This window comes from Streptomyces sp. NPDC060000, assembly GCF_042737375.1.
Classification (GTDB): domain Bacteria; phylum Actinomycetota; class Actinomycetes; order Streptomycetales; family Streptomycetaceae; genus Streptomyces.
Map to the genome: position 1 here is coordinate 32045 of NZ_JBHWUU010000043.1, position 10882 is coordinate 42926.

A 10882-nucleotide genomic window follows, 5' to 3' on the forward strand; every position below is an offset into this window, starting at 1 on the left:
TCCGGATCGTCCGATATCGGACGAGGACTGAATAATGGGAATCCGCAAGTACAAGCCGACTACGCCGGGCCGTCGTGGCTCCAGCGTCGCCGACTTCGTCGAGGTCACGCGGTCCACGCCGGAGAAGTCGCTGGTCCGCCCGCTGCACAGCAAGGGCGGCCGTAACAACGCCGGTCGTGTGACCGTTCGCCACCAAGGTGGCGGACACAAGCGCGCCTACCGAGTGATCGACTTCCGTCGTCACGACAAGGACGGCGTGCCGGCGAAGGTCGCGCACATCGAGTACGACCCCAACCGCACCGCGCGCATCGCGCTGCTGCACTACGCGGACGGCGAGAAGCGCTACATCCTCGCCCCGCGCAACCTGCAGCAGGGCGACCGCGTCGAGAACGGTCCCGGGGCCGACATCAAGCCGGGCAACAACCTGGCGCTCCGCAACATCCCGGTCGGTACCACGATCCACGCGATCGAGATCCGTCCGGGTGGCGGCGCCAAGTTCGCCCGCTCCGCCGGTGCCTCCGTGCAGCTGCTCGCGAAGGAGGGCACGATGGCCCACCTTCGTATGCCGTCCGGTGAGATCCGTCTGGTCGACCAGCGCTGCCGCGCCACGGTCGGCGAGGTCGGCAACGCCGAGCAGAGCAACATCAACTGGGGCAAGGCCGGGCGCAAGCGCTGGCTGGGCGTCCGCCCGACCGTTCGCGGTGTGGCGATGAACCCGGTTGACCACCCCCACGGTGGTGGTGAGGGCAAGACCTCCGGTGGTCGCCACCCGGTCAGCCCCTGGGGTCAGAAGGAGGGTCGTACTCGTTCGCCGAAGAAGGCTTCGAACAAGTACATCGTCCGCCGCCGCAAGACGAACAAGAAGCGCTAGGAGCGGGTTTAGATGCCGCGCAGTCTCAAGAAGGGGCCCTTCGTCGACGGACACCTCGTAAAGAAGGTGGACGCCCAGAACGAAGCCGGTTCCAAGAACGTCATCAAGACCTGGTCCCGTCGCTCGATGATCATCCCGGCCATGCTGGGTCACACGATCGCGGTGCACAACGGCAAGACCCACATTCCGGTGTTTGTCACCGAGTCGATGGTCGGCCACAAGCTCGGCGAGTTCTCGCCGACGCGCACCTTCCGGGGTCACGTCAAGGACGACCGGAAGTCGAAGCGCCGCTAACGCGGGGTGGAATGACCATGACAGACACTGGAAGGACAACCATGGAAGCCAGGGCCCAGGCGCGGTACATCCGCGTCACGCCCATGAAGGCCCGCCGGGTGGTGGACCTTATCCGTGGCATGGACGCCACGGAGGCTCAGGCGGTCCTGCGTTTCGCCCCGCAGGCCGCGAGCGTGCCGGTCGGCAAGGTGCTTGACAGCGCCATCGCCAACGCCGCGCACAACTACGACCACACTGACGCCGACAGCCTCTTCATCTCCGAGGCGTACGTCGACGAGGGTCCGACCCTGAAGCGGTTCCGTCCGCGTGCCCAGGGCCGCGCATACCGGATCCGCAAGCGGACCAGCCACATCACCGTGGTCCTCAGCAGCAAGGAAGGATCCCGGTAATGGGCCAGAAGGTTAACCCGCATGGGTTCCGGCTCGGCATCACCACGGACTTCAAGTCCCGTTGGTACGCCGACAAGTCGTACAAGGAATACGTCGGGGAAGACGTCGCCATCCGTCGGATGATGACGTCCGGCATGGAGCGCGCCGGCATCTCGAAGGTTGAGATCGAGCGCACCCGTGACCGCGTGCGTGTGGACATCCACACCGCTCGCCCGGGCATCGTCATCGGCCGCCGCGGCGCCGAGGCCGACCGTATCCGCGGCGACCTGGAGAAGCTGACCAAGAAGCAGGTCCAGCTGAACATCCTCGAGGTCAAGAACCCCGAGGTCGACGCTCAGCTGGTGGCTCAGGCCGTCGCCGAGCAGCTCTCCTCCCGCGTCTCCTTCCGTCGTGCCATGCGTAAGAGCATGCAGTCGGCGATGAAGGCGGGCGCCAAGGGCATCAAGATCCAGTGCGGTGGCCGCCTCGGTGGCGCCGAGATGTCCCGCTCGGAGTTCTACCGCGAGGGCCGTGTGCCCCTGCACACGCTCCGCGCGAACGTGGACTACGGCTTCTTCGAGGCCAAGACGACCTTCGGCCGCATCGGCGTGAAGGTCTGGATCTACAAGGGCGATGTCAAGAACATCGCCGAGGTCCGCGCCGAGAACGCCGCTGCCCGCGCCGGCAACCGCCCGGCCCGTGGTGGTGGCGGCGGCGCCGACCGCCCGGCCCGTGGTGGCCGTGGTGGCGAGCGCGGCGGTCGCGGTCGCAAGCCGCAGCAGGCTCCCGCTGCCGAGGCCCCCAAGGCCGAGGCTCCGGCGGCCGCTCCGGCTGAGAGCACCGGAACGGAGGCCTGACCGAAATGCTGATCCCCCGTAGGGTCAAGCACCGCAAGCAGCACCACCCGAAGCGCCGTGGTCAGGCCAAGGGCGGTACGACGGTCTCGTTCGGCGAGTACGGCATTCAGGCCCTCACGCCGGCGTACGTGACCAACCGCCAGATCGAGGCGGCCCGTATCGCGATGACCCGCCACATCAAGCGTGGTGGCAAGGTCTGGATCAACATCTATCCGGACCGCCCGCTCACGAAGAAGCCTGCCGAGACCCGCATGGGTTCCGGTAAGGGTTCTCCGGAGTGGTGGATCGCGAACGTGCACCCGGGCCGGGTCATGTTCGAACTGTCCTACCCCAACGAGAAGATCGCCCGTGAGGCCCTCACTCGCGCAGCCCACAAGCTGCCGATGAAGTGCCGGATCGTCAAGCGCGAGGCAGGTGAAGCGTGATGTCGGCCGGTACCAAGGCGTCCGAGCTGCGCGAACTGGGTGACGAGGAGCTTCTCAACAAGCTCCGCGAAGCCAAGGAAGAGCTGTTCAACCTCCGCTTCCAGGCGGCGACAGGTCAGCTCGAGAACCACGGTCGGCTCAAGGCCGTCCGTAAGGACATCGCGCGGATCTACACCCTGATGCGTGAGCGCGAGCTGGGCATCGAGACGGTGGAGAGCGCCTGATGAGCGAGAGCAACGTGACTGAGAACACCCCCGAGGCGCGCGGTTTCCGCAAGACCCGTGAGGGTCTGGTCGTCAGCGACAAGATGGACAAGACCGTCGTCGTCGCTGTCGAAGACCGTGTGAAGCACGCGCTGTACGGCAAGGTCATCCGCCGTACGAACAAGCTCAAGGCTCACGACGAGCAGAACGCCGCGGGCGTCGGCGACCGTGTCCTCCTCGCGGAGACCCGGCCGCTGTCCGCGACGAAGCGCTGGCGCGTCGTCGAGATCCTCGAGAAGGCCAAGTAATTCTCCTGCGGGCATCCCCGCAGGACAGTTCCGCCAGGCTCGGCGAGCTCCGTAAGTCACTTACGGAGCTCGCCGGGAACCGGCAGACACACAGGAGATAGACGTGATCCAGCAGGAGTCGCGACTTCGTGTCGCCGACAACACTGGTGCGAAGGAAATCCTTTGCATCCGTGTGCTCGGTGGCTCCGGTCGCCGCTACGCGGGCATCGGTGACGTCATCGTCGCCACCGTCAAGGACGCGATCCCCGGCGGCAACGTGAAGAAGGGTGACGTCATCAAGGCGGTCATCGTTCGCACCGTCAAGGAGCGCCGCCGTCCGGACGGCTCGTACATCCGCTTCGACGAGAACGCCGCTGTCATTCTGAAGAACGACGGCGACCCTCGTGGTACCCGCATCTTCGGCCCGGTCGGCCGGGAGCTGCGCGAGAAGAAGTTCATGAAGATCATCTCGCTGGCTCCGGAGGTGCTGTAAGCATGAAGATCAAGAAGGGCGACCTGGTCCAGGTCATCACGGGTAAGGACAGGGGCAAGCAGGGCAAGGTCATCGCGGCCTTCCCCCGCGAGGACCGCGTCCTGGTCGAGGGTGTCAACCGGGTCAAGAAGCACACCAAGGCCGGCCCGACCGCCAGCGGTTCGCAGGCCGGTGGCATCGTCACCACCGAGGCGCCGATCCACGTCTCCAACGTCCAGCTGGTCGTGGAGAAGGACGGCAACAAGGTCGTCACGCGTGTCGGTTACCGCTTCGACGACGAGGGCAACAAGATCCGCGTTGCCAAGCGGACGGGTGAGGACATCTGATGACTACCACCACGACTCCGCGTCTCAAGACGAAGTACCGCGAGGAGATCGCGGGCAAGCTGCGTGAGGAGTTCTCCTACGAGAACGTCATGCAGATCCCCGGTCTCGTCAAGATCGTGGTCAACATGGGTGTCGGCGACGCCGCCCGTGACTCGAAGCTCATGGACGGTGCCGTCCGTGACCTGACCACCATCACCGGTCAGAAGCCGGCCGTCACCAAGGCCCGTAAGTCCATCGCGCAGTTCAAGCTGCGTGAAGGTCAGCCGATCGGTGCCCACGTCACGCTTCGTGGCGACCGCATGTGGGAGTTCCTGGACCGCACCCTGTCGCTCGCGCTCCCGCGCATCCGCGACTTCCGTGGTCTGTCCCCCAAGCAGTTCGACGGCCGTGGCAACTACACCTTCGGTCTCACGGAGCAGGTCATGTTCCACGAGATCGACCAGGACAAGATCGACCGTGTCCGGGGTATGGACATCACCGTGGTCACCACGGCGACCAACGACGCTGAGGGCCGTGCGCTCCTTCGTCACCTCGGCTTCCCCTTCAAGGAGGCGTGAGCGAGATGGCGAAGAAGGCTCTGATCGCAAAGGCTGCTCGTAAGCCTAAGTTCGCTGTGCGCGCGTACAACCGCTGCCAGCGTTGCGGCCGTCCCCACTCCGTGTACCGCAAGTTCGGCCTCTGCCGTGTGTGCCTTCGTGAGATGGCTCACCGTGGAGAACTGCCGGGCGTGACCAAGAGCTCCTGGTAAACCCCCTTTTTAGGGGTTCCAGAGGCTCTCGGTAAGCAATGGGCGTGTCAGGTGCCCACCCCTTCATGGCTTAGGCTTGGAGGGTTGGGCGCCTGACGGTAGCCCGTACGACTTACTACGCCGTAGGTCCACCGCGCCGCACCCGCCCCGTCTCGGATCGGGGAGAGGGATGGCGCACCAGGAAACCCCGGCGAGAGAGGCCACAGGCCAACTCATGACCATGACTGATCCGATCGCAGACATGCTGACGCGTCTGCGGAACGCGAACTCGGCGTACCACGATTCCGTGACGATGCCGGCGTCCAAGATCAAGTCTCACATCGCGGAGATCCTCCAGCAGGAGGGCTTCATCACGGGCTGGAAGGTCGAGGACGCCGAGGTCGGCAAGAACCTCACCCTCGAGCTCAAGTTCGGCCCGAACCGTGAACGCTCCATCGCGGGCATCAAGCGGATCTCCAAGCCCGGTCTCCGGGTTTACGCGAAGTCCACCTCCCTGCCCAAGGTGCTGGGCGGCCTCGGCGTGGCGATCATCTCCACGTCGCACGGTCTCCTCACCGACAAGCAGGCCGGCAAGAAGGGCGTAGGCGGAGAAGTTCTCGCCTACGTCTGGTAGCGGAAGGGAACGGAGGAAACAGCTATGTCGCGTATTGGCAAGCTCCCTATCACGGTTCCCGCCGGTGTGGACGTCACCATCGACGGCCAGACGGTTTCGGTCAAGGGCCCCAAGGGCGCGCTGACCCACACCGTCGTTTCGCCGATCGAGATCGCCAAGGGTGAGGACGGCGTTCTGAACGTCACCCGCCCCAACGACGAGCGTCAGAGCAAGGCCCTGCACGGCCTGTCCCGCACGCTGGTGGCGAACATGATCACCGGCGTGACCCAGGGTTACGTGAAGAAGCTCGAGATCAGTGGTGTCGGTTACCGCGTGACCGCGAAGGGCTCGAACCTCGAGTTCGCGCTCGGTTACAGCCACCCGATCACCGTCGAGGCCCCCGAGGGAATCTCCTTCAAGGTCGAGAACCCCACCCGGTTCTCGGTCGAGGGCATCGACAAGCAGAAGGTCGGCGAGGTTGCGGCCAACATCCGCAAGCTGCGCAAGCCCGACCCGTACAAGGCCAAGGGCGTCAAGTACGAGGGCGAAGTCATCCGCCGCAAGGTCGGAAAGGCGGGTAAGTAAGCCATGGCATACGGACAGAAGATCCTCAAGGGCGACGCTTACAAGCGTGCCGCGATCAAGCGTCGCCACATCCGGATCCGTAAGCACATCTCGGGTACGGCTGAGCGTCCGCGTCTGGTCGTGACGCGTTCGAACCGCCACATCGTGGCCCAGGTCATCGACGACATCAAGGGTCACACCCTGGCGTCGGCGTCGACCCTGGACACGACGATCCGCGGCGGCGAGGGCGACAAGTCCGCGCAGGCCAAGTCGGTCGGCGCCCTGGTCGCCGAGCGCGCCAAGGCCGCCGGAGTCGAGGCTGTCGTGTTCGACCGTGGCGGCAATCAGTACGCCGGGCGCATCGCCGCCCTGGCGGACGCCGCCCGCGAAGCCGGACTCAAGTTCTGAGTCGCCCGTCGCGCTAGCGACCTAGGTCGCTGCGTAGCTAGCGGAAAAAGAGAGAGGTAATCCAATGGCTGGACCCCAGCGCCGCGGAAGCGGTGCCGGTGGCGGCGAGCGGCGGGACCGGAAGGGCCGTGACGGTGGCGCCAGCGCTGCCGAGAAGACCGCGTACGTTGAGCGCGTCGTCGCGATCAACCGCGTCGCCAAGGTTGTGAAGGGTGGTCGTCGCTTCAGCTTCACCGCGCTGGTCGTGGTGGGCGATGGTGACGGCACCGTCGGTGTCGGTTACGGCAAGGCCAAGGAGGTGCCGGCCGCGATCGCCAAGGGTGTTGAAGAGGCCAAGAAGCACTTCTTCAAGGTCCCGCGTATCCAGGGCACCATCCCGCACCCGATCACGGGCGAGAAGGCCGCGGGCGTCGTCCTGCTCAAGCCTGCTTCCCCCGGTACCGGCGTTATCGCCGGTGGCCCGGTGCGTGCAGTGCTCGAGTGCGCCGGCGTTCACGACATCCTGTCGAAGTCGCTCGGCTCGTCGAACGCGATCAACATCGTGCACGCGACCGTGGCGGCCCTCAAGGGCCTGCAGCGTCCCGAGGAGATCGCGGCTCGCCGTGGTCTGCCCCTCGAGGACGTCGCCCCCGCGGCTCTGCTTCGTGCGCGTGCCGGGGCTGGTGCGTAATGGCTCGCCTCAAGATCACGCAGACGAAGTCGTACATCGGCAGCAAGCAGAACCACCGTGACACTCTGCGTTCGCTCGGGCTCAAGCGCCTGAACGACGTGGTCGTCAAGGAGGACCGCCCCGAGTTCCGCGGAATGGTGCACACCGTCCGCCACCTCGTGACGGTTGAGGAGGTCGACTGATCATGGCGGAGAACAACCCGCTCAAGATCCACAACCTCCGTCCCGCCCCGGGCGCCAAGACCGCGAAGACCCGTGTCGGTCGTGGTGAGGCGTCGAAGGGTAAGACGGCCGGTCGTGGTACCAAGGGCACGAAGGCCCGTTACCAGGTTCCGGAGCGCTTCGAGGGTGGGCAGATGCCCCTCCACATGCGTCTTCCGAAGCTCAAGGGCTTCAGGAACCCGTTCAAGACCGAGTTCCAGGTCGTGAACCTCGACAAGCTGGGCGCGCTGTACCCGGAGGGTGGCGAGGTCACCGTCGAGGGTCTCGTCGCCAAGGGTGCCGTTCGCAAGAACAGCCTCGTCAAGGTGCTCGGCCAGGGCGAGATCTCCGTGGCACTGCAGGTGACGGTCGACGCCGTCTCCGGCTCCGCCAAGGAGAAGATCACCGCCGCCGGCGGTACCGTCACCGAGCTCGTCTGAACACCACAGGCGTCTCGATGACCTGAGCGATCCCGACCGGGGATATCCCACATATGGGGTATCCCCGGTTGGTCGTTCCTAGGGCGGTACTCTCGCCGGTAAGGTGACCTCCACTGCCTACTTTCACAAGATGCTTCCCATGGGGCACCTTGAGTGGCGGTCGACCGTTACACATGTCGTTGTCGTCGTTCTTATTGGACCCTCAAGACCGTCACCCTTGACGCAGATGCGCGGGGGTCGCAGGAGGCACCGTGCTCACCGCGTTCGCCCGGGCGTTCAGGACGCCCGACCTGCGCAAGAAGCTGCTCTTCACGCTCGCCATCATCGTGATCTACCGGCTCGGTACCCACATTCCGATCCCCGGTGTCGACTACACATCCGTTCAGCGCTGTGTGGACGAGGCGTCCGGCAACCAGGGCCTCTTCGGTCTGGTGAACATGTTCAGCGGCGGCGCTCTGCTGCAGATCACCATCTTCGCGCTGGGCATCATGCCGTACATCACGGCGAGCATCATCCTTCAGCTGCTGACCGTGGTCATCCCGCGTCTCGAAGCCCTCAAGAAGGAGGGCCAGGCCGGCACCGCGAAGATCACGCAGTACACCCGCTACCTGACGGTGGCGCTCGCCATTCTCCAGGGCACCGGCCTGGTGGCCACGGCCCGCAGCGGCGCCCTGTTCTCCGGTTGCTCGGTCGCCTCGAGCATCGTCCCGGACCAGGCGATCTTCACCACCATCACGATGGTCATCTGCATGACCGCCGGTACGGCCATGGTCATGTGGCTCGGTGAGCTCATCACCGACCGCGGCATCGGCAACGGCATGTCGATCCTGATGTTCATCTCGATCGCGGCGACCTTCCCCTCGGCCCTGTGGGCCATCAAGAAGCAGGGCACGCTCGCGGGCGGCTGGATCGAGTTCGGCACCGTCATCCTGGTCGGCCTGGTCATGGTCGGTCTGGTGGTCTTCGTCGAGCAGGCCCAGCGCCGTATCCCCGTGCAGTACGCGAAGCGCATGATCGGCCGCCGGTCCTACGGCGGTACCTCGACGTACATCCCGCTGAAGGTGAACCAGGCCGGTGTGATCCCGGTCATCTTCGCCTCGTCGCTGCTCTACATCCCGGCTCTCGTCGCCCAGTTCTCCAGCGGAACCTCCAGCTGGAAGACCTGGATCGAGACCAACCTGACCAAGGGCGACCACCCGATCTACATCAGCATGTACTTCCTGCTGATCGTTTTCTTCGCGTTCTTCTACGTGGCTATCTCCTTCAACCCCGAGGAAGTAGCCGACAACATGAAGAAGTATGGTGGCTTCATCCCGGGCATCCGGGCTGGCCGACCGACCGCTGAGTACCTCTCGTACGTGCTCAACCGGATCACCTGGCCGGGTTCGCTGTATCTGGGTCTGATCGCTCTTGTACCGACGATGGCGTTGGTTGGCTTCGGGGCAAGCCAGAACTTCCCGTTCGGTGGTACCAGCATCCTGATCATCGTGGGTGTCGGTCTCGAGACGGTGAAGCAAATTGAGAGCCAGCTCCAGCAGCGCAATTACGAAGGGTTCCTCCGCTGATGCGTATCGTCCTCGTCGGGCCGCCGGGCGCCGGAAAGGGAACGCAGGCCACACGTCTGGCCGAGAAGCTGCGCGTTCCCCACATCTCCACGGGCGACCTGTTCCGCGCCAACATCAGCCAGCAGACGGAGCTCGGGAAACTCGCGAAGTCCTACATGGACGCCGGCAACCTCGTCCCCGACGAGGTCACCATCGCCATGGCCAAGGACCGCATGGAGCAGCCGGACGCCGAGCGCGGTTTCCTGCTGGACGGTTTCCCGCGCAACGTCTCGCAGGCCGAGGCGCTCGACGAGCTCCTCACCATCGAGGGCATCAAGCTGGACGCGGTACTGGACCTGGAGGCCCCGGAGGAGGAGGTCGTCAAGCGGATCGCCGGCCGGCGCATCTGCCGTAACGACTCCTCGCACGTCTTCCACGTGACGTACAAGAAGGCCGCCGAGGAAGGCGTCTGTGACGTCTGCGGCGGCGAGCTGTACCAGCGGGACGACGACTCCGAGGAAACGGTCCGCACGCGGCTCGAGGTCTACCACACGCAGACCGAGCCGATCATCGACTACTACAAGGCCCAGGGCCTGGTAGTGACCATCGAGGCCATGGGCCCGGTGGAAGAGGTCACCGCCCGTGCGCTGGCCGCACTGAAGCGTGAGGGCGACGACCAGTAGTCGTCGCTCCCCGTACGGCCGTGGAGTCCTTCCGGACACCACGGCCGTACTGTTGTGTACATACGTAACCCGACCGACCTGAGTGACGGAGAGCGCAGGCCCCCCATGGTGCAGATCAAGAGCCCCGAGCAGATCGCCAAGATGCGGGCGGCGGGGCTGGTCGTCGCCGCCATCCACGCGGCCACGCGGGAAGCGGCGGTGCCGGGGGCGACGACGAAGGACCTGGACGACGTCGCCCGCAAGGTCCTGGCGGAGAACGGCGCGAAGTCCAACTTCCTCGGCTACGGCGGCTTCCCCGCGACGATCTGCACCTCGGTGAACGACGTGGTGGTGCACGGCATCCCCTCCGACGAGGTCACCCTCAAGGACGGCGACGTCATCTCCATCGACTGCGGCGCGATCGTCGACGGCTGGCACGGCGACGCGGCGTACACGGCGTTCGTCGGTTCGGGGCACACGCCGGAGCTGATCGAGCTCTCCCGGGTGACGGAGGAGTCGATGTGGGCCGGCATCGCCGCGATGAAGCTGGGCAACCGCCTGGTCGACGTCTCCCGCGCGATCGAGACGTACATCCGCCGTCAGCCCAAGCCCGGCGGCGGCCGCTACGGCATCATCGAGGACTACGGCGGCCATGGCATCGGCACCGAGATGCACATGGACCCGCACCTGCTGAACTACGTCGACCGCAGGCGTGGCAAGGGCCCGAAGCTGGTTCCCGGCTTCTGCCTGGCCATCGAGCCGATGGTCTCCCTGGGCACTCCCCGCACCGAAGTCCTCGAGGACGAGTGGACGGTCATCACCACTGATGGGACCTGGTCCTCGCACTGGGAGCATTCGGTCGCGTTGACGGAGGAGGGGCCGTTGGTGCTGACGTCTCCCGACGGGGGTCGGGCGAAGTTGGCGGAGCAC

Annotated in this window: 20 protein-coding genes; all 20 read left to right on the forward strand. The window is 65.4% G+C overall.

Translation table 11 applies throughout. The annotated features are described in order from the left end of the window. The first annotated feature begins 34 nt into the window (after positions 1–34). Positions 35–871 carry a 50S ribosomal protein L2 gene (rplB, locus tag ACFWBB_RS22555; protein ID WP_030039757.1) on the forward strand — a complete coding sequence of 279 codons (837 nt, stop codon included), beginning with the start codon at positions 35–37 and terminating at the stop codon, positions 869–871. A 12-nt stretch (positions 872–883) separates the two neighbouring features. After that, positions 884–1165, forward strand: coding sequence for a 30S ribosomal protein S19 (gene rpsS / locus ACFWBB_RS22560; RefSeq protein ID WP_020132632.1), 282 nt, complete (start codon positions 884–886; stop codon positions 1163–1165). A 41-nt stretch (positions 1166–1206) separates the two neighbouring features. Then, complete coding sequence (rplV, locus tag ACFWBB_RS22565) at positions 1207–1554, forward strand: 50S ribosomal protein L22 (protein WP_054238783.1); 348 nt, start codon at positions 1207–1209, stop codon at positions 1552–1554. After that, the gene (gene rpsC, locus ACFWBB_RS22570) at positions 1554–2390 is read left to right on the forward strand and encodes a 30S ribosomal protein S3 (RefSeq protein WP_385275264.1); all 837 of its coding nucleotides are present in this window, start codon (positions 1554–1556) and stop codon (positions 2388–2390) included. Before rplV ends, rpsC begins: the two co-directional genes overlap by 1 nt. A gap of 5 nt (positions 2391–2395) precedes the next feature. Continuing rightward, a complete protein-coding gene (rplP, locus tag ACFWBB_RS22575; RefSeq protein ID WP_006140905.1) occupies positions 2396–2815 on the forward strand; it encodes a 50S ribosomal protein L16 in 420 nt (139 codons plus the stop codon). Beyond that, positions 2815–3039 carry a 50S ribosomal protein L29 gene (rpmC, locus tag ACFWBB_RS22580; RefSeq protein WP_005481220.1) on the forward strand — a complete coding sequence of 75 codons (225 nt, stop codon included), beginning with the start codon at positions 2815–2817 and terminating at the stop codon, positions 3037–3039. Before rplP ends, rpmC begins: the two co-directional genes overlap by 1 nt. Next, positions 3039–3326, forward strand: a complete 288-nt coding sequence (rpsQ, locus tag ACFWBB_RS22585) for a 30S ribosomal protein S17 (protein ID WP_020132629.1) — start codon at positions 3039–3041, stop codon at positions 3324–3326. The genes rpmC and rpsQ overlap by 1 nt, the downstream gene beginning before the upstream one ends. Positions 3327–3429: 103 nt before the next feature. Further along, the gene (gene rplN / locus ACFWBB_RS22590; RefSeq protein ID WP_003992364.1) at positions 3430–3798 is read left to right on the forward strand and encodes a 50S ribosomal protein L14; all 369 of its coding nucleotides are present in this window, start codon (positions 3430–3432) and stop codon (positions 3796–3798) included. Positions 3799–3800: 2 nt separating this feature from the next. Then, positions 3801–4124, forward strand: coding sequence for a 50S ribosomal protein L24 (rplX, locus tag ACFWBB_RS22595; RefSeq protein WP_073491922.1), 324 nt, complete (start codon positions 3801–3803; stop codon positions 4122–4124). Continuing rightward, positions 4124–4681, forward strand: a complete 558-nt coding sequence (gene rplE, locus ACFWBB_RS22600; protein ID WP_385275270.1) for a 50S ribosomal protein L5 — start codon at positions 4124–4126, stop codon at positions 4679–4681. Before rplX ends, rplE begins: the two co-directional genes overlap by 1 nt. Positions 4682–4686: 5 nt before the next feature. Continuing rightward, on the forward strand, positions 4687–4872 hold the full coding sequence (locus tag ACFWBB_RS22605; RefSeq protein ID WP_030890724.1) for a type Z 30S ribosomal protein S14: 186 nt from the start codon (positions 4687–4689) through the stop codon (positions 4870–4872). Between the two features lie 214 nt (positions 4873–5086). Continuing rightward, positions 5087–5485 (forward strand): 30S ribosomal protein S8, encoded by a 399-nt coding sequence (gene rpsH / locus ACFWBB_RS22610; protein WP_030788259.1) that lies wholly within the window; start codon positions 5087–5089, stop codon positions 5483–5485. Between the two features lie 24 nt (positions 5486–5509). Further along, the gene (rplF, locus tag ACFWBB_RS22615; protein WP_385275274.1) at positions 5510–6049 is read left to right on the forward strand and encodes a 50S ribosomal protein L6; all 540 of its coding nucleotides are present in this window, start codon (positions 5510–5512) and stop codon (positions 6047–6049) included. A 3-nt stretch (positions 6050–6052) separates the two neighbouring features. Then, positions 6053–6436, forward strand: coding sequence for a 50S ribosomal protein L18 (gene rplR / locus ACFWBB_RS22620; protein WP_020132625.1), 384 nt, complete (start codon positions 6053–6055; stop codon positions 6434–6436). A gap of 64 nt (positions 6437–6500) precedes the next feature. Continuing rightward, positions 6501–7106: a 30S ribosomal protein S5 gene (gene rpsE, locus ACFWBB_RS22625; RefSeq protein ID WP_383678741.1), complete on the forward strand. Its 606-nt coding sequence runs from the start codon at positions 6501–6503 to the stop codon at positions 7104–7106. Then, positions 7106–7288 (forward strand): 50S ribosomal protein L30, encoded by a 183-nt coding sequence (gene rpmD, locus ACFWBB_RS22630; RefSeq protein ID WP_005313525.1) that lies wholly within the window; start codon positions 7106–7108, stop codon positions 7286–7288. The genes rpsE and rpmD overlap by 1 nt, the downstream gene beginning before the upstream one ends. A gap of 2 nt (positions 7289–7290) precedes the next feature. Continuing rightward, on the forward strand, positions 7291–7746 hold the full coding sequence (rplO, locus tag ACFWBB_RS22635; RefSeq protein ID WP_189190330.1) for a 50S ribosomal protein L15: 456 nt from the start codon (positions 7291–7293) through the stop codon (positions 7744–7746). A 251-nt stretch (positions 7747–7997) separates the two neighbouring features. Beyond that, entirely contained in the window at positions 7998–9311 is a 1314-nt protein-coding gene (gene secY / locus ACFWBB_RS22640; RefSeq protein WP_385275280.1) for a preprotein translocase subunit SecY, read from the forward strand. Then, a complete protein-coding gene (locus ACFWBB_RS22645) occupies positions 9311–9973 on the forward strand; it encodes an adenylate kinase (RefSeq protein WP_385275283.1) in 663 nt (220 codons plus the stop codon). Before secY ends, ACFWBB_RS22645 begins: the two co-directional genes overlap by 1 nt. A gap of 105 nt (positions 9974–10078) precedes the next feature. After that, on the forward strand, positions 10079–10882 hold an 804-nt coding region (gene map, locus ACFWBB_RS22650), incomplete at its 3' end, for a type I methionyl aminopeptidase (RefSeq protein ID WP_385275286.1).